Annotated in this window: 19 protein-coding genes; 5 read left to right on the forward strand and 14 right to left on the reverse strand. The window is 45.7% G+C overall.

Annotated features, from left to right (window positions below):
* Nucleotides 1-106: 106 nt before the first annotated feature.
* Nucleotides 107-571, reverse strand: coding sequence for a phosphohistidine phosphatase SixA (gene sixA / locus BS19_RS17285; protein WP_038177027.1), 465 nt, complete (start codon nt 569-571; stop codon nt 107-109).
* Between the two features lie 363 nt (nt 572-934).
* Here sixA and BS19_RS17295 point away from each other — a divergent pair, with 363 nt between their 5' ends.
* On the forward strand, nt 935-3,709 hold the full coding sequence (locus tag BS19_RS17295) for an insulinase family protein (RefSeq protein ID WP_038177030.1): 2,775 nt from the start codon (nt 935-937) through the stop codon (nt 3,707-3,709).
* Here BS19_RS17295 and BS19_RS17300 read toward each other — a convergent pair.
* Nucleotides 3,701-4,300, reverse strand: a complete 600-nt coding sequence (locus BS19_RS17300; RefSeq protein ID WP_038177032.1) for a VOC family protein — start codon at nt 4,298-4,300, stop codon at nt 3,701-3,703. The genes BS19_RS17295 and BS19_RS17300 overlap by 9 nt on opposite strands.
* Before the next feature lie 247 nt (nt 4,301-4,547).
* Here BS19_RS17300 and argS point away from each other — a divergent pair, with 247 nt between their 5' ends.
* Nucleotides 4,548-6,281: an arginine--tRNA ligase gene (argS, locus tag BS19_RS17305; RefSeq protein ID WP_038177033.1), complete on the forward strand. Its 1,734-nt coding sequence runs from the start codon at nt 4,548-4,550 to the stop codon at nt 6,279-6,281.
* Nucleotides 6,282-6,385: 104 nt separating this feature from the next.
* A complete protein-coding gene (locus BS19_RS17310) occupies nt 6,386-6,814 on the forward strand; it encodes an HIT family protein (RefSeq protein WP_038177034.1) in 429 nt (142 codons plus the stop codon).
* A gap of 37 nt (nt 6,815-6,851) precedes the next feature.
* Here the strand turns inward: BS19_RS17310 and BS19_RS17315 are convergent, their stop codons facing one another.
* The 5 genes from BS19_RS17315 to znuA all read right to left on the reverse strand — a co-directional run bounded on the left by BS19_RS17315 (nt 6,852) and on the right by znuA (nt 14,470).
* On the reverse strand, nt 6,852-7,082 hold the full coding sequence (locus tag BS19_RS17315; RefSeq protein ID WP_038177036.1) for a FeoC-like transcriptional regulator: 231 nt from the start codon (nt 7,080-7,082) through the stop codon (nt 6,852-6,854).
* Entirely contained in the window at nt 7,079-9,355 is a 2,277-nt protein-coding gene (gene feoB, locus BS19_RS17320; protein WP_038177037.1) for a Fe(2+) transporter permease subunit FeoB, read from the reverse strand. The genes BS19_RS17315 and feoB overlap by 4 nt, the downstream gene beginning before the upstream one ends.
* Nucleotides 9,355-9,582, reverse strand: coding sequence for a FeoA family protein (locus tag BS19_RS17325; protein ID WP_038177039.1), 228 nt, complete (start codon nt 9,580-9,582; stop codon nt 9,355-9,357). Before BS19_RS17325 ends, feoB begins: the two co-directional genes overlap by 1 nt.
* Before the next feature lie 499 nt (nt 9,583-10,081).
* Nucleotides 10,082-13,387, reverse strand: coding sequence for a helix-turn-helix domain-containing protein (locus tag BS19_RS17330; RefSeq protein ID WP_038177041.1), 3,306 nt, complete (start codon nt 13,385-13,387; stop codon nt 10,082-10,084).
* A 201-nt stretch (nt 13,388-13,588) separates the two neighbouring features.
* The gene (gene znuA / locus BS19_RS17335) at nt 13,589-14,470 is read right to left on the reverse strand and encodes a zinc ABC transporter substrate-binding protein ZnuA (RefSeq protein ID WP_038177042.1); all 882 of its coding nucleotides are present in this window, start codon (nt 14,468-14,470) and stop codon (nt 13,589-13,591) included.
* A 79-nt stretch (nt 14,471-14,549) separates the two neighbouring features.
* On the opposite strand from znuA, the gene znuC reads away from it, so the two are divergent.
* Together znuC and znuB are read left to right on the forward strand one after the other, a co-directional pair.
* The gene (gene znuC / locus BS19_RS17340; RefSeq protein ID WP_038177044.1) at nt 14,550-15,335 is read left to right on the forward strand and encodes a zinc ABC transporter ATP-binding protein ZnuC; all 786 of its coding nucleotides are present in this window, start codon (nt 14,550-14,552) and stop codon (nt 15,333-15,335) included.
* Nucleotides 15,328-16,113 carry a zinc ABC transporter permease subunit ZnuB gene (gene znuB, locus BS19_RS17345; protein ID WP_038177045.1) on the forward strand — a complete coding sequence of 262 codons (786 nt, stop codon included), beginning with the start codon at nt 15,328-15,330 and terminating at the stop codon, nt 16,111-16,113. The genes znuC and znuB overlap by 8 nt, the downstream gene beginning before the upstream one ends.
* Nucleotides 16,114-16,185: 72 nt before the next feature.
* Here znuB and purF read toward each other — a convergent pair whose 3' ends face one another.
* The 7 genes from purF to BS19_RS17380 form a co-directional block, all read right to left on the reverse strand.
* Nucleotides 16,186-17,700, reverse strand: a complete 1,515-nt coding sequence (gene purF, locus BS19_RS17350) for an amidophosphoribosyltransferase (RefSeq protein ID WP_038177046.1) — start codon at nt 17,698-17,700, stop codon at nt 16,186-16,188.
* A 35-nt stretch (nt 17,701-17,735) separates the two neighbouring features.
* Nucleotides 17,736-18,227, reverse strand: coding sequence for a CvpA family protein (locus BS19_RS17355; protein ID WP_038177049.1), 492 nt, complete (start codon nt 18,225-18,227; stop codon nt 17,736-17,738).
* 63 nt (nt 18,228-18,290) lie between these two features.
* Nucleotides 18,291-18,830: an SPOR domain-containing protein gene (locus BS19_RS17360; RefSeq protein WP_038177051.1), complete on the reverse strand. Its 540-nt coding sequence runs from the start codon at nt 18,828-18,830 to the stop codon at nt 18,291-18,293.
* Entirely contained in the window at nt 18,831-20,096 is a 1,266-nt protein-coding gene (folC, locus tag BS19_RS17365; RefSeq protein ID WP_038177052.1) for a bifunctional tetrahydrofolate synthase/dihydrofolate synthase, read from the reverse strand.
* Between the two features lie 44 nt (nt 20,097-20,140).
* Nucleotides 20,141-21,067: an acetyl-CoA carboxylase, carboxyltransferase subunit beta gene (accD, locus tag BS19_RS17370; protein ID WP_038177053.1), complete on the reverse strand. Its 927-nt coding sequence runs from the start codon at nt 21,065-21,067 to the stop codon at nt 20,141-20,143.
* A 175-nt stretch (nt 21,068-21,242) separates the two neighbouring features.
* Nucleotides 21,243-22,037, reverse strand: coding sequence for a tRNA pseudouridine(38-40) synthase TruA (gene truA / locus BS19_RS17375; protein WP_038177055.1), 795 nt, complete (start codon nt 22,035-22,037; stop codon nt 21,243-21,245).
* A 99-nt stretch (nt 22,038-22,136) separates the two neighbouring features.
* Nucleotides 22,137-22,931 (reverse strand): FimV C-terminal domain-containing protein (locus BS19_RS17380; RefSeq protein WP_038177253.1); only part of this gene is annotated, 795 nt, incomplete at its 5' end.

Below are 22,931 nucleotides of genomic sequence, written 5' to 3' on the forward strand. Positions count from 1 at the left end.
TATCTAGAGGCAAGAAGAGTCATGGTCAACGCCATGCTTACGAAGCCGCTATATGATTTAGTATTAATGGCAAAAAAATGGCACACCTGAAGTATGCCAACACTTTTTAAGGGTGGATATTAAACCGCACTTCTCCGGCTCGTGTTTGCGAGGAGTAATCGATACAAATCAGCCCCGACGTTGGGAACATCGGTGGCACCATATCAATGACGAACTCAGCCGTCAGATAGCCGACCAATGGTAGGTGCGAAACAATGAGTAGATTTTGATAATGGTGCACATCGACCAATGCCGATACATATTCGGCGACTTGGCCTGCTTCTCCATATGGCGTAATGTCATCACATATCTCTACTTGATCAGCAGCAAAGTATTGTGAGATGGCTTTCCAAGTTTGCTGCGCTCGAACATAAGGGCTAACCAGCACTTTGTCGAATTTCGCAAACCCTTTCTCTGCACAAGCGCGCGCCACCGCCAGTGACGCACTTTGACCATGGTCTGTTAATGCTCGATCGGCATCACTTTGCGCAAAATGCTCGGCTTCCCCATGGCGCATGATGAAAATATTCATGGTGTATTCCTGATACTATCCCGCTTTTCGTCAGCAGCGGTTTATTATGTTTGTAATGACGTCAATGCAGTTTCAAACTTCGGTCGTCACTTTGACAACCGCACTTTATCTTGAACTATCAATAATTATATCAACTCTCAAGTGAAAGACTCAGACTTTCTTAACACTCTTTGATGCACAACTTAGATTGGCGCTGATCTATGTTTTGCTCATATTTCTCAAACAGATAGTTTGCAGTCAGCGTTATCCGAGTCATAATTACTTTATTATCTATAATCCCAACCACTTGCGCTTGTGCCTTTCTACTTGCGAGTAGGCTTTGATCCAAGCGTTTATTTATGATCATTTTTGGAGTACTCAAGCGTGCATATCAGCCCTAATGACACCAACCAGTATCGATACCTCACGCTTAGTAACGGTGTCAGGGTGTTGTTAATTCACGACCCAAGTGCACAGAAGTCTGCAGCCGCTTTAGCGGTCAATGTCGGTCATTTTGATGACCCTGACGATCGTGAAGGTATGGCACACTATTTAGAGCACATGTTGTTTTTAGGCACAGAAAAATACCCGAAAGTGGGTGAATTTCAAAGCTATATAAATCAACATGGTGGCGGTAATAATGCTTGGACCGGAACAGAACACACCTGTTTCTTTTTTGACGTTGCACCCAATGTCTTTGAGCAGAGCTTAGACCGCTTTAGCCAATTTTTTACCGCACCGCTGTTTAATCCAGAAGCGCTTGACAAAGAACGCCAAGCGGTCGAGTCGGAATACAAACTCAAGCTTAGTGATGATTCTCGACGTCTGTATCAAGTCCACAAAGAATTAATTAATCCAGCCCACCCGTTCAGCAAGTTTTCCGTGGGAAATTTACAAACCCTCGGAGACAGAAACGGCGAGTCAATACGCGAAGAGATTGTCGAGTTTCACTACCAGAAATACTCAGCCGACTTAATGACGCTCTCTTTAGCCGGTGCGCACAGTCTTGATGAGATGGAAAACTGGTGCCACGACATGTTCTCGGCTATCCCTAATCATCAGTTAGCAGGAAAGTCGGTTTTAACGCCTTATTGTGATAAAAACTCGACGTCGATCATGGTCAATGTTGAACCAGTCAAAGAGATTCGCAAGTTAATCCTCACCTTTCCAATGCCAAGCATGGATGAACACTATCGCTCAAAACCGCTTTCATACTTTGCTCATCTGCTCGGTTACGAGGGCGAAGGTAGTTTGATGTTGGCACTGAAAGACCAAGATTGGATTACGTCACTGTCGGCCGGTGGTGGCACCAGTGGCAGTAACTATCGTGAATTTACTATTAGTTGCGCCCTGACTCCGGTTGGGCTCGAACATATAGACGACATTACGCAAGCCATTTTTAGCTATATTGCACTCATTCAACAGCATGGGCTTGATGAGTGGCGCTACCTTGAAAAGCAAGCGGTGCTTGAATCTGCATTTCGCTTTCAAGAGCCCGCTAGACCACTCGATATGGTTAGCCACTTGGTGATTAACATGCAGCACTACGAGGAAAGTGACGTCATCTACGGTGATTTTATGATGACACATTACGACGAAGCATTGCTTAAGTCATTGTTAGGCTATTTTACTCCGGAAAATCTGCGCACCACGCTGATCGCCCATGGCTATCAATACGATCGCACCGCAAAGTGGTACTTCACGCCTTACTCTGTGACGCCTTTTTCATCCGAGCAAATCGAACGGTTCCGTCAACCTAGCTCTTTGCCCTTTGCTCTGCCGGAGACAAATCCATTTATTTGCTACGATCTCGACCCGAAAGAGCTAGAGATACCTCACGACACACCGCAAGTACTTGAAGAGTTACCGGGATTCAAATTATGGCACCTACAAGATACTGAATTTCGTGTCCCCAAGGGGGTGATCTATGTTGCGATTGATAGCCCTCACGCCGTTGCTAATCCGCGCAATATCGTCAAAACACGCCTGTGTGTAGAGATGTTTTTAGACAGCTTAGCCACCAGTACTTATCAAGCCGAAATCGCGGGTATGGGCTATAACATGTATGCCCATCAAGGCGGAGTTACGCTTACTCTTTCCGGCTTTAGTCAACAGCAACCGGAACTGATGAAGCTGATTCTCGACCGTTTTGCTCAACGAGATTTTAGCCAACAACGCTTTAGCACCATTAAACAGCAATTGCTGCGAAACTGGCGAAATTCAGCACAAGACAGGCCCATCTCCCAACTATTCAATGCACTAACGGGAGTTTTACAGCCCAACAATCCCCCCTACTCTGTGTTGTTAGATGCGTTAGAGTCGATTGAGGTCAATGAACTCGCCAGTTTCGTTGATAGCATTTTGGCTGAGCTGCATGTCGAAATGTTTGTTTATGGTGATTGGACCAAAGCGGATGCGCTGTCACTAGGCAATACAGTCAAAAATGCTTTGCGTGTCAAAGATCAGCAATATGAAGAGGCATTACGTCCGCTAATCATGCTTGGCAAAAGTGGGACTTTCCAACGCGAAGTGTTATGTGACCAAGAAGACTCTGCAATCTTAGTTTACTACCAATGTGACGATTCCAGCGCACGCAACATCGCACTTTATTCGCTCGCGAACCATTTAATGTCCGCAACGTTTTTTCATGAAATACGCACCAAACAACAACTCGGCTACATGGTCGGTACTGGTAACCTACCGCTCAATCGTCACCCTGGTATTGTTCTGTATGTTCAATCTCCCAATGCCGCGCCGGTCGACCTGATTCGATCGATTGATGAGTTTCTCAACGCCTTCTATATGGTGCTACTTGAGCTCAATGAGTACCAATGGCACAGCAGTAAACGTGGACTATGGAATCAAATCGCTACGCCAGATAGCACCTTACGCGGACGTGCTCAGCGCCTTTGGGTTGCCATTGGCAATAAGGACAGTGAATTTAACCAAAAAGAAGTGGTACTCGCCGAACTGAAAAAGCTCACCCGCACCGATATGATTCGTTTTGTGGTTAACGAGCTTAAGCCCAGAATGGCCAATCGACTGATCATGCATGCTCAAGGTAATGCTCATCACGAGTCACAGCCACTCGACCTTGGCCAAGAGATAGGCTCAATTGAAGAGTTTCAATTGAGACCTAAAGATATCGAGTTAGGCTGATTGCTCAGACTCAACAATACGTTTTAATGAATAAGGATGGAGCTTGATACAAACCCCCTGATACTTAAACGCAACAGTCGGGTTATTCAAGCGCTCTCCTTCGCCTTTCGGACTCGAGAGCTTGGTCTTTACGCCCAAGGCAGAGAGTTTGTCCCAGCGCTTACCCAAAGAAGGAAAACGCGAGATCAGGTCGGTTAGGTAATCTTGCGCGGCCTGAGCCGGCGAAGGTACAACAAATTCTACGTGCTCCCAGCCCTGCACTGGGTAGTGTTTACCTGCAGCTGGATAAGGTAGCTCTAAGCACTCAATCGTCCATCCACCAGCTTTGAGCGGACAGTCAAACAACAGTACGATAATCGGACGGCCATTGATTTGTGCTTGTGAAATCACTTTAGCTTGCTTTTGCCATTGATGATGCGCTTGTTTCGCCAATTCGACATCATTGATTCGCAACGCGATATGATCGGCTTGAAAGTCAGTAAGATTAATATCCAAAATCTCGCTTAGACTTTGAATTTTATGCATAAAGTCATCGAGATTAGCGATCATTTGATCTGGCATTAGTTGAGCATTTATCAGCTGTTGAGACATTTTTATCTATCCAAAATGTTGATTTCTCCGCAATAGTATCAAGATCGCTAGTAAAAGTAGAAAATTTCCCAGTTAACTCCCTATGTGCGCGCCGATAAAATTGCTATTATGTGCGCCAAATTTATCAACTAAATCCAGGTATGCATTGATTCCACTCCGTGGATAATATTCAGCACTTATCCCTGTAAGAGCCTGAGTAAATCAGAATGCACACCTAGCCAATTCCCAAGAATTGAAGGAACCGCGTGTGAATATCCAAGCACTTATTAATGACAAAGTATCTCAGGCTTTAGAAGCCGCTGGCGCACCTGCAGGCAGCCCTGCTGCTGTTCGCCAATCAGCAAAACCACAGTTTGGTGACTACCAAGCCAACGGTGTGATGGGCGTTGCGAAAAAACTAGGTACTAACCCACGTGAGTTTGCCCAAAAAGTACTGGATGTTCTTGACCTTGATGGAATCGCAAGCAAAACAGAAATTGCAGGTCCTGGCTTCATCAATATTTTTCTTAGTGAAGAATTCTTAGCAAAACAAGCCGAAGTGGCACTGCAAGATGCCCGTTTAGGGGTGAGTGCGGCTGAGCAACAAACCATCGTCGCAGACTACTCGGCACCTAACGTTGCGAAAGAGATGCACGTTGGCCACTTACGCTCAACCATCATCGGTGATGCGGTTGTCCGTACACTTGAGTTTTTAGGCCACAAAGTGATTCGTGCCAACCACATCGGTGACTGGGGTACTCAGTTTGGTATGTTAATTGCCAACCTTGAACGTGTTCAGCAAGAGTCAGGCGAAGTTTCAATGGAGCTTTCAGACCTTGAGGCTTTCTACCGTGAATCGAAAACACTTTACGATGAAGATCAAGAGTTCGCGGCAAAAGCACGTAGCTATGTGGTTAAACTTCAAAGTGGTGATCAGTACTGCGCAGATATGTGGAAGAAGCTGGTTGACGTGACGATGATCCAAAACCAACGCAACTACGACCGTCTCAATGTCTCTCTAACTCGCGATGACGTCATGGGCGAAAGCATGTACAACGATATGCTGCCGGGTATTGTTGCGGATCTAAAAGAGAAAGGCATCGCTCAAGAAGACGATGGTGCTCAAGTCGTCTTCCTTGAAGAGTACAAGAACAAAGATGGTGAGCCAATGGGCGTTATCATCCAAAAACGTGACGGTGGCTACCTATACACCACCACAGATATCGCGTGTGCCAAATACCGTTACGAAACGTTAGGCGCGGATCGCGTACTGTACTTCATCGACTCTCGCCAACATCAGCATCTAATGCAAGCTTGGAGCATCGTTCGTAAAGCAGGTTATGTGCCTGAAGAAGTGACTTTAGAGCACCACGCGTTTGGTATGATGCTAGGTAAAGATGGTCGTCCATTTAAAACTCGCGCAGGCGGCACGGTTCGCTTGGCTGATTTGTTAGACGAAGCGCAAGAGCGCGCTATCAAACTGATCGAGTCGAAGAACCCACAACTGGATGCCGATGAAAAAACCAACATTGCGACCACTGTTGCAATGGCTGCGGTTAAATATGCCGACCTTTCTAAGCACCGTACTACCGACTATGTTTTCGACTGGGACAACATGCTTGCTTTTGAGGGCAACACAGCACCATACATGCAGTATGCTTACACTCGTGTTGCGTCTATTTTCGCTAAAGCTGGCATCGCGATGGATGATCTGCAAGGCGGCATCAAAGTAACTGAAGAGAAAGAAAAGGCCTTGATTGCTAAATTGCTTCAGTTCGAAGAGGCCGTACAGTCTGTTGCACGCGAAGGTCAGCCACATATTATGTGTAGCTACCTGTTTGAGCTTGCAGGTCAGTTCTCAAGCTTCTACGAAGCATGCCCTATTTTGAGCAGCGAAGACGAGTCAATCAAACTAAGTCGTTTGAAGCTTGCAGCACTCACAGCGAAAACCATTAAACAAGGTCTATCGCTACTGGGTATTGAAACCCTTGAACGTATGTAAGTAATTCGAGATTCGAGATAAATTAAGAGGTTGGCGTGAGAGCGTCAACCTTTTGTTTTATTTGACGTATACTCTCCACATTACTCTCTAATTGGAACACTATCATGAGCTTTGAACTTCACCCTCAACTCGCGCAAGATACGACCGTGATCGGGCACTTCCCGCTTTGTGTTGCTCTGCTGCACAAAGACAATGCCGTGCCTTGGGTAATACTGGTACCTAAGCGTGAACAGCTCAAAGAGTTACATCACCTGCCAATGCAAGAGCAGCAGCAATTTTTGTACGAGTCACAAGCGGTTAGCCAAGCGCTTGAAGCAACGTTTCGTCCTGATAAGTTGAACCTTGGCGCACTAGGTAATATGGTGCCACAACTGCATATCCATCATATTGCACGCTTTAAGGACGACATCGCCTGGCCTGGCCCAGTGTGGGGCAACACTCGTGGTGAACAGCGTAACGAGCAAGAACAAGCACAGCTGCAGACTCGTATTCGCAATGTTCTGTCACTCAGTTCTCTGTTTACTCCCAGTTAAACAAAACCGCTCATCAAGAGCGGCTTTTTAATCCTTATTACATGGTGACGGTCAACGAGATCGCATTGCTATCAATACAAGTGTAGCGCACCCTAATCACTTTCTGTTTCTCATTGGTATCGACCAAACGAGAAATTCGCCCCTTTCTGATCCATACCGAAAGCATCGCATCAACTCCATCTTCACTAAGGTGAAACTGTTTCGCTAGCTCTTTTCGGCTGACACTCGCGTGTTGATCCAGATACGCTTTCAATTGAGCAAGAATCATAGTGCAGCAACCTCTATCAGCTCAGACTGACGAGCACCACGAGATTTAAGCATGCGGTAAGTTATCAGCCCAATAGCGACAATCGCCACAATCCAACCAACACTTGAGAGCGGATGGTCCATAAAGTGGGTGACCTGATAGAACAGGGTCGCTCCACCATACGCTAAGCCCATCGTCCAAAGAGCAATAAATCTGGCATAAGTCGAACCAAACTCGCGCACATAGGCTCCCATTGCTGCGACACACGGTGTGTAGAGTAAGATAAAAATCAGATAAGCGAATGCGGCACTGCTTGAAGCGAAGTAACCTTTAAGATTGCCAAAGATCGAACTGTCGACATCTTGTTCCGCTGCCACGGTTTGACTATCAGAAAGATCGCCAACTTCAATCCCGAGCGGATCGGAGTAGCTTAGATTGGCTAAGTTGTCAGGAATTGACATCACAGCTTGTTCTAGACTTGCCAGTAAATCATATTCTTCTGCTTCACCTTCACTAGGTGCGTACAGGCTATTTAGTGTGCCCACTACCGCCTCTTTGGCAAAAATACCAGTAATGATACCAACCGTAGCAGGCCAGTTGTCTTCTTTAATCCCCATAGGAGCAAACACAGGTGTGACCATTTGCGATGCTTTGGATAAGACAGAATTCTCGCTGTCTTCATTACCGAAGCTACCATCGGTACCTACTGAGTTTAAAAAACTCAAGATAGTAACAACCACAACTATGGTTTTACCCGCACCAAGAACGAACCGCTTAAGTTTTTGCCAGGTTTTGAGTACGACATTACGCAGAGTTGGTAGCTCATAATCCGGCATTTCCATCACTAAGCTATCACTTGAACCCGGATACAAGGTTTTCTTCAGTACAAACCCGGTAAATACCGCGGCGGCAATACCCAATAAATACAAAGCAAATACGATATTTTGACCACTTTGTGGAAAGAAAGCCGCAGCGAATAAAGCATAAACAGGTAAACGTGCACCACACGACATAAAGGGCGCCATAGAAGCGGCAAGTTTACGCTCACGCTCTTGATCTAGAGTTCGCGTCGCCATAATAGATGGCACATTACAACCAAACCCAAGAACCAACGGCACAAATGCTTTACCAGGTAAACCAATCTTTTGCATCACTTTGTCGAGAACGAAAGCCGCGCGCGACATGTAACCTGAACTTTCCAATACCGCTAAAAATAGGTACAGACAAGCAATCACAGGAATAAAGGTTGCGACCGTTTGAACACCGCCGCCTACACCGTTAGCAATCAGCGTAACTAACCAAACAGGCAAATGGTCATCGAGTAGATAATGACCGCCATCAACCAAAATGGCCCCGACACCAATATCGAAGAAATCGATAAATGCACTACCAATATTGATTGAAAACATGAACATGCAGTACATAACAATAAAAAAGAAGGGAACGCCAACCCATTTGTTAAGGATGACATTATCGACTTTTTCGGTAAAGCTATGACTCAACTTACCTTGTGACCGACGTACACGTTGACATAACTGATGCAAAAAAGTGTATTTAACATCGGCCACCAACAGGTCGATATCAAGCCCTACTCGATTTTGGGTCGCTTGAATCGTTTCACGTTGTGGCTGGGTCAAGCGATTTAAAACCAATAAATCGTTTTCCAACGCTCGAATTGCTAATGCGCGCTGCGCCACTTGCGTCGGCTGATCAAAACTCGTTTCCACTTGTGCGATGGCGGATTCAAACTCGTGACCATAGTCGAGCTGCAATTCGTCCAAGGCCACACCAAGAACAAGCGCTTTATGCAAACGCTCTTTAAAATACGCCACTTGTGACTTGTTGTTGGCTGAAATCGCCACCACTGGACAGCCCAAGGCTTTTTCTAGCGCTTTAACATCGATGCTTTGACGCTCGCGCTTGAGCGCATCCATCTTATTTAAAACCACCATCATTGGTCGTCCAAGCTCACGCAGTTGCAATGTCATATACAGGCTGCGTTCTAAGCAAGTCGCGTCGACAACGTTAATAATCAGGTCGGCCGGATGCGTTAATACCGCGCGTGATGCGATCGATTCATCGATACTATTGCCATCATTACCACTATCGAGAGCATAGATACCCGGCAGATCCGTCAATGAAAATTCGTCTCCCGCATGAGTATAACGCCCGGTTTTTTTCTCGACCGTAACCCCCGCCCAGTTCCCCACTTGTTGCTTAGCGCCCGTTAAACCGTTAAATAGGGTCGTTTTACCACTATTCGGGTTACCTACGGTTAAAATTGAATATTGCATCAGCTCATCTCCACAACAATTGAATCGGCGATATTGGTGCGTACTGCAAGTGAAATACCACGTACTTCAACTTGAAGCGGATCTCCCATTGGAGCCCGACGGACTAATCTCACTGGCGTTTGTGGCAATAAGCCCATTACCATCAATTTCTTTCTGACATCATTTGACAGTTGTTCAAAGCCAATGATCGTCGCTTTTTGCCCTTGCTGTAGCTGTGATAGTTTCATAAACAAGCCATTTAGATATAAATGAGAAGTATTTCTATTATTGATTGCAATAATAGCGATATACCTAGCGAATAATCTTGTCTGAAATCAATGTTTGCAGGTATAGAAGGGTAAAAAACGTCAAAAAAATCTCCGTTAATTACGTCAAAGACACGCTAATCTAGGTGGTTTCTTTACTTGGAGTGATATTGATGAAGAGAAATATAGAAATAAAACATTAAAAATCAGAAACTTAAAATGATGTCGTTTTTCTTATACTAACTTGGCGTTAATTTTATAAATAAAAAAAGCAAGTCCGATTATAGTTAATCCCGTCGAGAGGCTACAACCTTAAGGCAACAACATTTAAATTCCAGAGGTGGTGCAAACAGCACCACTCCGGCAGCAAGCGAAGGTGTCATTGGCACCCGTGGTATGGTCCCCCCGGCTGTACCACGAAATTTTTTTTCTTCTCTCTCCTACTTTTCGATTAATTCCACTAACCACACTAACTCACGCATTAAACATCATCTTGTTGCTCGACAAACTGTGTGGGTGACATTCCAAACCGATGCTTGAAACGTTGGCTAAAGTAAGAAGGATCATTAAACCCGCACTCAAATGCGACATCCGAAACCTTACCGCCAGCTAATAATCTGCGGCAAGCGTGATCTAAACGCGTATCGTTGAGGTGTTCAGTAAAGGTTTTATCAAAAGCCGACTTGACCCGACGTTGCAGACTGCGTTCTGAGATGTAGAGCATTTTAGCTGCAACGGAAGTACTGAACTCAGGGTCCGTGTACTGCTTTTCAACCAAGTCGACCAATTTGTCTAACCACGGGTCGTGCTGCAGTCGGCTATCTTTTGGCACATCCTGCTGTGTAGTGGCCGTCGATTTCTCTTCAAATACTTCGCTGGTTGGCCAAGATAACTCAAGCAAGTTGCGTTCTGCTGAAGAGTGGCTATAGATTTTACCGCCGCTTTGCGCCACCAAGTCCACTAAGCCGTAGGTATTGGTTGACTCGCTTTGCTCGGGTGCGGCGCCTTGGTCGAGCATAGAAAACGTGACCCAATCATCTCTTCGGTTCAACTGTATCACAACAGTTTGGTTGCGATAGCAACGCTTGACGATACCATCGAAGATAAGATTAAACATCTCATCAAGGTTGAAGACTTTAAGACTGATATAGAAGCCATCACTCACTTCTATATCGACATGGACGCCCGCTCTATCGAGCTCTTTTTGCCAGCCACGCAGTACCGATTGAACGATCAAACTGAGATTATACACAGGTAACGCCTGACCATTAGTCGAACGTATGTTGACCAACAGATCAAGTTGTTTCACTAAGTAGTCTACCGCAGCTTGACTGATCTCTTGTCTATCAGTTTGATTCAACAACTTGTCACGCAACGCATGGATAGACTCGATATAAATTAAGCCTCGCACCTGCAGTTGTTTACGTAACTGTTGATTGTTATCGACCAGAACACGGCTTTGATGGCGAAGCTGATTGGTTTTCAGTGCCACTTGTGCTCGCAAATCACGATTTGACTTAGCCATAATACGTGAACGCCAAAAGGCGATGGCAGAAACAATGACCATCGTGAGTAACACATACATCAACCCAGCATAAGATGACGTATACCATGGCTCATTAACCGTAAAATCAAAATGCTTAATGTCACTCTGTTCAATCCCATTGCGCAGTGCGCGCACTTCGAGGGTGTAACGACCAGGCTTTAAGTGCTCAATCGAGAGTGTTGCCCCATCAAGCATCGTCCATGTTTCATCACGAACGAGTCGGTACTCAAGATCGAGATTACTTGAACTCGGTACAATACCAAATTGGAAAAATAACGACTCTCCATAGCTTATTTCCAACGGAGATTGAACAGTGTTACCGAGTGAATACAACTGTTGATTTTGTTTAATTTGACTAAAGATAACTTCGGCTTTTGGCAGCACGCTGTCACTAAGTTGGCGGGTATCAATTTCGACGAATGTGTTGCGGGCACCCAACAATAATGCCTCTTTACTGCCACTACTGTAGCTACACAGCGCTGAAATAAACTCATTGTTAATCAGGCCTAGAGGTTCGCCGTAATGACCTTCAAGTCTCCCTGAGTCTGAGTATCTAGATAACCCACTCGACGAGGTTAACCACACTCCCGTCTCGTTCTTTAGTAAACACTTGGGGGTAACATGCCCATCCACCATAGTTAGCGGTTGAGTCTGCTGGCTGTCGATGTCGAACCTATAAGCACCATAACGACCGACAACCCACAACTCACTCTCCGAGATCTGTTCAATATCAATCACCTCACCATAGGTCACACTTTCTCCGACAAATCGTACCTCACCATCACGCAATAGGTAGATACCGTGTTCAGTTCCCAGCGTCAGATAGCCTTGATGGGTGACAAACATATGCGTCAATTGCGCAGGTAAGTATTGGTCGATCATCCACTCCGAGCCAAATGAGGTGTATTGTCTACTCGTCAGGTGATAGCTCCATAACTGGTTATTGCTTGCTCCCCACAATAGATTCTGCTCATCGAACTCAATAAAGCGCACATCGCTCTGTTGTAGTGTTTTAGGTAAATCAGTGTCGACCCTCTCTCCGGTAATGGCATCAATACCGACAATACCCTGCCCGGTGGCGAGCCATAAAACCCCGTCACGCTGCTCAAAGTCATTCACTTTACCTTGGTAAACTAATTTTCTAGGTTCAAGGTCAGTGGCCCCAAGACGATAGATGCCACGATTGGTCAACATCCAATAGCCGTCTTGCGTCGAGGCGCTTTGCAGTTTTATCGCCACTTCACTATTTCGACCATAACTGCTGGGCAAGTATGCATAGCGTACAAAGTGACGTGAAAAGGTCGAGAAATAGCGTACTCCCCGATCCGTGGCTATCCATATCCCACCACGATGATCATTGAGCAACGCATAGATTTTCTCACCAGTGAGTTTATTTCCAGCCCAAAAACCTTGATCAAATTGACGAGTTTCATCGCGACTAAAGGTATAGATGAACAAGCCTTTCTCGGTACCAATCCAATACTCTTGTTCGGTTTCAGTAATACTCAATACATGGTTATTGGAAATACGCTTGACTGGTTTATGTGGGTTATAAATATCGAATACCAGCGCACCATTTAAGCTTCCTACCACCAGTTCATTGCGCGCTGAAGAAAAATAGAGTGTCTCGGCGTAATGACTGCCAGAGCTAGTGACATGTTTAAACGTCTGCTGCTGAGAAAGAAACACGCCAGAATTGGTCGCTAGCACCCACTTTGAATGGACAAGTTTGGCATCGTTTATCGTAATTTTCGCAGACTGATTATATTGATAGAGCTCAGTGAGTGAGTATTGGGTTAGTTCACCAGTATCAATAAGATAGGTATAAAAATTGTGCTGATCGGAGAGCCAAATAAAGCGTTGTGAGGCGCCAATAGAAAGGATTTCCGTTCCAGGAGTCAGGTTTAAAACCAGCTGCTTTTCCTGATTAGGTACCGTTCGATAGAGTTCGTTTTGAAAAAAGGTCCAAAAAGCATTATCAGCAAAGGCGATCTGCTCTGCTTCGTGCTCAAGGGCTGACCCCCACTCCGGCATGATATGCTGGCCATCAAAAAACAGCACTTGATTACGTACATCCTGCAACCAGATGCCGCCGCCATCGGCACGAAACAAGTTTTTAGCCGCAAAGACTTTTCCCTCTGCCAAACTGGGGAGGGGATAAAAAACTTTGGGCGAGGTATTCAATGCCTGAACCTCTACACTAAATAGCAACATGTAGAGTATCAGCAATAGTTTCTTCACTTATTTCCGTCCTGGGCTACAACCAAAGGGCGATGATAGCGCGACCAAAGGTAACAAAGTAGCTTAGTGTTATTTTGTGACGATAAATTACCTAAGAAATAAGTCGATTAACAAGTGATGTGAAGCAATTAGTGCCGACTTTCTCGGTAGCTTCACAGATAGTGAATCAACCGAGAAAGTAAAGCTATCTTTGGTCGTCAATCAGTCAGAACTCAAACAGTGGCTAAAGCTATCTGCCAATTGCTGTTTAAACGTAAAATAACCACCTGGTTTTACTTCAATATCACTCCCAATAGGATCCAATACGCCGATATTGGTGTCGCTACCTCGAGTAACAGACTGGACAACAGCAGGTGTAAACTGAGGCTCAGTGAACAAGCAGTAAACGTCATTACCAGAGAGCGCTTTGCGAATCGAAATCAATGTTTTAGCCCCTGGTTTTCGGTCTGGGCTAATGGTGAAGTAACCAAGATGGTTGAGGCCATAATCTTGCTCGAAATAACCATATGCGTCATGGAAAACATAGTAACCACGGGCTTTTATTGGCGCGAGTTGCTGCTTGATAGCTTGATGCTGCTGTTCTAGCTGACGGTTAAATGAGGCTAAATTGGTCAGGTATTGCGAGCGATGTTGAGGGTCTGCATCAGCCATAGCCAGCGCAATAGCTTGCGCGACTTGTTTTGTCGGTAGATAACCAAGCCAAAAATGCGAATCATAACTTCCGTGATCATGGCCCTCATGGCTGTGGTTACCCTGCACATATTCACGTAGGGCTAAATCTGGAATCTGGCTTAATGTCAGTACCTTTGCTCGCCCATCAAGGATTTTACCCAAAAACGGTTCAAGATCTTGTCCATACCATATGACCAAGTCTGCAGAATGGATGCGTTTGACATCAGACGGGCGTAATGCGTAATCATGTGGTGAAGTATTTGAGGACAACAGCACATCAGGTGTATTAATACCCTTAGCGATTTCAGTCGCAATCAACTGAATGGGTTTAATACTGGTTAACACCGTAGCGGCTTGGGCGGTACTTATCGTGGCCAAAAAAATGGCACACGCCGAGAAAAATTGTTTCATGACGAAGGACTACTGACTGGTTTAAGTGAGGAACAAATGTTACATTATAACAATAAACAATTGCAAATGAGTTCCATTCATGTCGACTCTAGTCGAACTAAATGATATCTGCGTTCACTTCGACCAACGTAAAGTGCTTGATAACGTCAGCTTACGTCTAAACCGTGGTGAAATTACCACCTTGATTGGCCCGAATGGTGCTGGAAAGTCGACCTTAGTCAAAGTTCTACTGGGACTGCAACGTCAATTTAGTGGTCAAGTGACAAAAACAAAAGGGTTAAAGATAGGTTACGTTCCGCAAAAGCTTAAACTGAACGACTCTCTACCGCTTAACGTTGACCGATTTTTACAGCTGGCAGGGAAATACAGCCGTCAGGAAATCAACGATGCGCTCAAACTCGTCGGCGCAGAGCACTTAGCCCATAGCAATATGCATTCACTGTCAGGTGGAGAGACTCAACGTGTACTTCTTTCGCGTGCACTTTTGCAACGTCCCGATCTGCTTGTCCTTGATGAACCTGCTCAAGGGGTCGATGTACAGGGGCAAATCGACTTGTATGATCTGATCGATACCATTCGTCATCGCTTCAATTGCGCGGTATTCATGGTGTCACACGACCTACACCTAGTGATGGCTAAAACCGATGATGTGGTTTGTCTCCATCATCATATCTGTTGCTCTGGTGCCCCCGCAGATATTGCTCAGCATCCGAGTTATATTGCTCTGTTTGGTCACAATCATCAACAATCACTGGCTTTTTATCATCACCAACATGATCATCACCACCACGACTTGGCAGGCCAACCAGTGACTGGCGAAGCCACTGACTGTTCACATCATTCTCACGGGCATCATCATGATTGAGTTTCTCTTGCCTTCAATTTTTGCTGGTTTGGGTATCGCCGCCATTGCCGGCCCGCTAGGTTCATTTGTTGTCTGGCGCCGTATGGCTTACTTTGGCGACACACTGGCGCACGCCTCTTTAATGGGCTTAGCACTTGGTTTCCTACTCAATATTAACTTATACCTAGCTCTGACGGTTTGCTGCCTTGCATTAGCTATCTTGTTGGTCACGTTACAAAAGCAGCAACTTGTCGCGACAGATACCCTACTTGGCATATTGGCCCATAGCTCACTTTCACTCGGACTTGTTGCCGTTAGCTTTCTCGATAATGTGCGTATTGATTTGATGAGTTACTTATTTGGTGACTTGTTAGCGGTATCACCAAGCGATCTGATCTACATCTATTCTGGTGTGGTTTTAGTCGGCTTAGTACTTTTTGCCTTCTGGCGCCCGCTTCTATCAACCACGGTAAACGAAGAACTTGCTGCCGTTGAAGGGCATAACATTGATTTAATGCGATTAATTTTAATGCTGTTGGTTGGCTTAGTGATCGCCATCGGCATGAAGTTTGTTGGCGCACTGATCATGACCTCGCTACTGATCATTCCCGCTGCGACCGCACGTCGACTAGCTCGAACGCCTGAACAGATGGCGATGTTTGCCGCACTGATTGGTGCAATCGCGGTTCTGATTGGCTTATCGATGTCATGGCACTATGACACCCCAGCAGGGCCTTCGGTTGTATTGAGTGCAACGGCCATGTTTATGCTGTCACAAATGACCAAGTCGAGAAGTTAAGCGACCAAAAAACAAATAAAAGGGGCGGATTCACATCCGCCCCTTTTATTATTGTTACTCACGATTGGTCACTTAAGCGCCTTCGTTATGCAGCTCAAGGTTGGCTAAATCTTGTTGTATTTCACGTTGAACCTTTGCGTCATCACTACGCAGCGACTCTAGAAAGTCGAGGTAGTTTTGATCAATGTCGCCGGTAACATACTCGCCATTAAATACCGAGGTTTCGAACTTCGCAATATCGGTATTACCGCAGCCTACCGCCTGAACTAAATCTTCTAACGTCTGGAAGATAAGCTCGTCAGCACCAATCTGCTTACAGATGGCGTCGTTGTCACGGCCATGAGCAATCAACTCGACAGCACTTGGCATATCGATACCATACACGTTAGGGAAACGAATTTCCGGCGCGGCTGACACCATGAAGACTTTCTTCGCCCCAGAGTCACGTGCCATCTCGATGATTTGTTCAGAGGTAGTACCGCGTACAATAGAGTCATCTACCAGTAATACATTCTTATCTTTAAACTCAGATCGAATCGCATTCAGTTTGCGGCGTACCGATTTTTTACGCTGCTGTTGACCCGGCATAATAAACGTACGACCGACATAGCGGTTCTTAACGAACCCCTGGCGGTATGGTTTGTCGATCGCTTGTGCAATCTGCAGCGCGATATCGCATGAAGTTTCAGGAATTGGAATAACAACGTCGATATCAAGGTGACTGTACTCATCACGAATACGCTCACCGAGTTTTTTACCCATTTCAACACGTGCACTATAAACCGAGATTTTATCGATGAAAGAGTCTGGACGTGAGAAGTAAACGAACTCGAAAATACATGGGTTAAGGCTTGGATTATCAGCACATTGCTTAGTATGTAGCTGACCGTCAAAGGTCGCATAGATAGCTTCACCAGGTGCCACATCACGAATGAAATCAAAACCAACGGCATCTAAAGCAACAGACTCAGAGGCAACCATATATTCGGTTGCTCCATCTATTTCACGCTTACCAAGACAAAGAGGACGAATACCATTTGGATCGCGAAACGCCACCATGCCATGGCCGATAATCATCGCAGTGACCGCATAGGCACCACGAATCGTACGATGAACATTGGTTACCGCACGAAATACATCATCGGTAGTGACATTGCCTTTAACCGTATCAATTTCATGCGCAAGGACATTGAGAAGCACTTCTGAATCAGACGTCGTGTTGATGTGGCGACGATCTTTTTCGAACAGTTTTTGGCGAACCTCAGCGGCATTGGTTAAGTTACCGTTGTGTGCAAGCGTGATACCAAATGGTGAGTTCACATAGAAAGGCTGGGCTTCAGAAGAACTTGAGCTACCCGCAGTAGGGTAACGTACATGACCAATGCCGACGTGACCTTGAAGGCGTTGCATGTGCTTCGCTTCAAATACATCCTTGACTAAACCGTTCGCCTTACGCAGACGAAAACGATTGCTATCTATGGTACAAATGCCCGCGGCATCTTGGCCACGGTGCTGCAATACCGTCAACGCATCATAGATAGACTGGTTTACAGGCGAAGTGCCCACGACTCCAACAATACCACACATGTCTTAACCCTCGATTTTCGACAATAGCTGGCGCGTTATAGCGCGCCAGATAAGAAACTTGATGTTGCTTGCAAATGTTCAAAGAAAGGTGCAATCACACGGCTAAACTCCGGGACCAATTGCGAACCTCTCCACCATTGCGAATCAGGAAACGTTGTAAACGCGTCCATGAAAAAGAGTGCAGCTGAAACAATCAAAACACCGCGTAAGCCACCAAAGACCACACCCAATACTCTGTCTGTTCCAGACAAACCCGTTTTTTGCACCAGTTGCGCTATGACGTAGTTGATCACAGCCCCTACAATTAGAGTAGCAATAAACAAGGCTGCAATCGCGGCGCCATTTCGAATCATGTCATCTTGAATACGCGTAAAGTAGACCGCTAATTTAGCGTAATACTGGCTGGCGATAAAAAAAGCACCAAACCAAATAACAAGTGACAAGGCTTCTTTAGTGAAACCACGAACTAAACTGATCAAAGCCGACAGGCCTATCACACCTAAAATGACAATATCTAACGGATTCATTTTGTACTTACATCTTAAGTTGGCGCGCATTTTAACAGAAAAAACGCTGACGCAAACGTTTTCTTATGGGTTTAGTGGTTTAAATTTGAGCAATTGACCTTTTGAACCAGTAATTTTTTCTAGCTCAATGATCTGGCGCTCGAGTTTACTCTTTGATACATCTGGGCCAATGATCACTCGAGTAAAACCATTTTCTGGTTTTGTATGGGCTTGATAACCGCGTTTTTGCAGATCCTTAACTAGGTTCTTCGCATTCTCGGCATTTTTGAGCGCCATCAATTGTACAATCCAACCACTTTCTTGGTATTCATTACGCTCGGGGACCGCTTTAATTTCAACCGTCAGCGGCGCATCTTGAGCCTGATTCGATTCAGCATTTTCGACAACTTCAACGGGCGTTGGCGGAAGGCTTTGTGAATCATCAACAGGGTCGAGAATTTCAAAGCTCTCGAGTTCACTATCAAGTTCAGGTTTAAGGGGAATACTTGCTATCTCTTCTTGATAGTGCGCCTTTTTACCATCGAGTAGATCAGGTAAAACGATGACACCAATAGCAACCAATATAATGGTGCCAACAAGACGGTTTTGAAACTTGCTCGCCATTTACTCTCCTTTGCTCTGCCAATGCTCTAGTACTTCACCCACCGTGTGGAATGAACCGACGACAAGAATGACATCGTCTTTAGTCGCGTTTGTCATCGCTGCTTTAAAAGCACTGACAGGGTTATCGTATTGTTGCGTTTGATGGGCCAAATGTTGGGTCAACTCGTGCGCTTTAGCCGCACGTGGACCAGACAAGGAGGCCGGATACCAGTGCTCAGCAATCGGCGCTAAAACTTCCAATGTCGCTGCAATATCTTTGTCGTGTAGCATCGCAACCACTGTGTGAATCGTTTGAGTTGGATAGTGCTGTTTTACGCGCTCGACCAAATATTGGGCAGAATGAGGATTATGCGCCACATCCAGTAAAACAGTTGGCTGTTGCGATATCACCTGCATACGCCCAGGTAAAGTAGCTCGCTCTAAGCCATTAACGATATTAACATCCGACAGGTCTAGATTCGCCGTGGCTAATGCCATTAACGCCGTGGCAGCGTTGGGCAACGGTAAACTAGGCAATGGGAGTTGCTCTAAACAGTAGCTGCCATGCGTCCATTGCCACTGCGTGTCACTGGTTTGCTCAAAGCGGTACTGAATATCGACTTGATAAAACTCCGCGCCTATGTCGTCGGCGTGGGCTGCGACTGTCACGGGAGCTTTAGGCTGACCACAAATTGCTGGTCTACCACTACGGTAGATACCCGCTTTTTCAAAACCAATTACGTTAATGTCATCACCGAGCCAATCTACATGGTCAATCGCTAAACTGGTGATAACCGAAACATCGTGATCGACAACATTAGTGGCATCTAAACGCCCGCCAAGGCCAACTTCGAGCAGCACGACATCGACATTCTCAGTTTGGAACAGGCGCAAGGCGGCCAATGTGCCATATTCAAAAAAGCTTAGACTGATCTCACCGCGCTGTTTCTCAATGAAATCAAACGATTGGGCGATTTTATCATCGGCCATATCTTGGCCATTGATGCGCACGCGTTCGTTATAACGAATCAGGTGTGGCGAACTATAAACGCCGACAGAATACCCTGCATCAAGCAGTATCGCCTCCATTAAAGCGCAGGTAGACCCTTTGCCATTGGTACCAGCGACAGTAATAACAGTAGGAGCGGGTTTGGTCAGGTTGGCTGACTGAGCGACGGCTTGAACGCGTTCAAGACCGAGGTCGATTGCTGAAGTGTGGATGTTAGTTAAATAATCAAGCCACATCGATAGAGGTGATGTGGCTTGAGGAATTTGGTGTTGACTCATCTAACTTTAACCAATTGATTGTGGTTGCTTGTTAGTGAGTTACTTTACCCTTTTTCGTCCGCTTCTGGTACAGAATAAGCAGCTTGATTTGGTGAATCGTTAACAGAAACCACCAAAGGTGATGATTTATTGTTCATCTTCGCCATTAGGCTACCAATACGCTGACGCATTTCACGGCGATCAACGATCATGTCGATAGCACCGTGATCCAATAGGAACTCACTGCGTTGGAAACCTTCAGGGAGATCTTCACGTACTGTTTGCTCAATAACACGACGACCAGCAAAACCGATTAGGGCTTTAGGCTCGCCAATGTTGATGTCACCAAGCATTGCCAGACTTGCCGATACACCACCCATAGTTGGGTCAGTCATTACCGAGATAAACGGTAGACCTTTAGCCGACAAACGCTCAAGTGCTGCACTGGTTTTTGCCATCTGCATCAATGACATCAGCGCTTCTTGCATACGCGCGCCGCCACTGGCCGAGAAACAAACCAAACCACACTCGTTTTCGATGGCCGCTTCTACCGCACGCACAAATCGAGCGCCGACTACCGATCCCATAGAGCCACCCATAAATGAGAACTCAAAGGCACAGGCAACGATCGGCTGGCTAAGAAGCTCGCCTTTCATTACGATCAAGGCGTCTTTCTCTCCACTATTTTTCTGTGCAGCTGAGAGACGATCTTTGTACTTTTTCGAATCACGGAACTTAAGCTTATCTTGTGGCTCAAGCTCACTAGCAAGTTCGACACGATTTCCCTCATCAAGGAAAGTCTCGAGACGACGACGTGCTCTCATTCGCATGTGATGGTCACATTTCGGACACACTTCTAGGTTACGCTCAAGTTCAGCGTGGTAAAGCACCTGTTCACATGAAGTACATTTAGTCCAAACCCCTTCAGGGATAGACGCTTTACGAGAAGTAACGATGTTGCTTTTTTCTAAAATCTTTTCAAGCCAACTCATGGAAGACCTTTTCTATCTACTCCCGCGCTAAATGCGCAGGATACAAATTCTGAATTTACGCGTGAGGATTAAAGCATATTAAATGCCAAGTGTAGACAAAAAACTGGTTGTACCTATTTTTTGACTGCAAATCTCACACACTAAAGCTCTGATTATTTGAACAATTTATCACGATTTAGTTCAGGTTGTTTGGCAAAAATAGTGGCCCAATCGGCACTCTTGGCAATTCAAACTCAGTAGGATAATCGACATCCACTAAGTAAAGCCCTTCCGCTTTCGCAGTTGCACCAGCCAATTTACGGTCTTTAGCCTTTAACAACCACTCAATCCACTCTGGCTGTTGTTCACCACGTCCAACACAAATCAAGCTACCAGTGATATTGCGCACCATATGATGAACGAAAGCGTTGGCCTTGATGTCAATAACAACATACTGACCATGACGAGTAACATCAAGGTGGATAAGGTTTCGCCACGGACTTCGCGATTGACAGTGCGTTGCCCGAAAGGACGTAAAATCATTTTCACCGAGCAAATATTGCCCTGCTTGATGCATTTTCTGTTCGTCAAGCTCACCGTGATAATGGCTCACCCCAGAAGAGAGGATCCCAGGACGCAGTGCGCTATTAAATATAATATAACGATAACGACGTGCCGTCGCAGAGAACCGAGCATGAAACTCTTCAGGAACCTCTTTGGCCCATCGCACCGTGATGTCATTAGGTAAGTTAGCGTTAGCGCCCATTGTCCAAGCTACCATTTTACGTGTCGCGGTGGTATCAAAGTGCACCACTTGACCTGTGCCATGTACACCGGCATCAGTTCGTCCGGCACACTGAACTTCAATCGGATGGTTCGCGACAACGCTTAACGCGCGTTCTACTTTCTCTTGAACGCTCTTAACCTCTTTTTGGCGCTGCCAGCCATAGTATTGAGTACCATTGTATTCGATACATAAAGCTATTCTCATCAACTTGTTCTCGCTGGATTGATTGACCTAAAATGGGGCCGGAAGTATATACCAAAAAACAAAGGGGCTAAACCGCCCCTTTGTTTACTTGATGAAGCTTCAACCTCGGTTGATCGCATCAATCAGATTTTTTGCCTCACGACGAATATCATCACTGCCATCAACAATCGCTTCTTCAAGCAGCTTTATCGCACCTTGTGAGTCATTCATTTCAATATAGATTTTGGCTAAATCAAGCTTACCAGCCGCTTCTGAGTTTGCATCAATATCCGTTGCATCACCAATGTCACCAATAACATCTGGGAAGTCATTCAAGCCAACATCGAGCTTAAGTTCGTCATTAACCTCTTGCTGCTCTTCCGATTCAACCTCGGCCATCAGTTCATCAATAGTGCGGTATTGGCTTTGTGTTGGGTCAAACTCTTCAAGTTCGGGTTGATCGCCCCAGTTCTCATTCAACACCTGAGCTTGCTCGGGCAAGTTGTCTTGTGCCCAAATGGCTTGCTCATCTTCAGGAATATCATCGCTTATCTGAGCTTGTTGCTCGGGAGACAGGCTGAAACCGTTCCAATCTTCACCCATCTCCAACATGGCCTCAATATCCATGCCTGCACTATCCGATGTCACACTATCAATAGGGCCATCGAAAGAGAATCCACTCGACTGCACTTCGTCTTCTGCTAACAATTCATCGAAGGCTTGTTGGTCAAACTCTTGATGAGCCATAGCAATTTGCTCTGCACTCACCTTGCTTTCTGATGGGATCTCTTCAAGCTCTGGTAGATCCATTGCATCTAAGCCAAAATCTTCATCTCCAGGCAAATCGTTGTCCGATGAAGGTTCGGCATCCGCTAGGGCGTCCTCTTCGCCATACTCTGGCAACTCAAGCTCATC

The organism is Vibrio pacinii DSM 19139 (assembly GCF_000711795.1).
Classification (GTDB): domain Bacteria; phylum Pseudomonadota; class Gammaproteobacteria; order Enterobacterales; family Vibrionaceae; genus Vibrio; species Vibrio pacinii.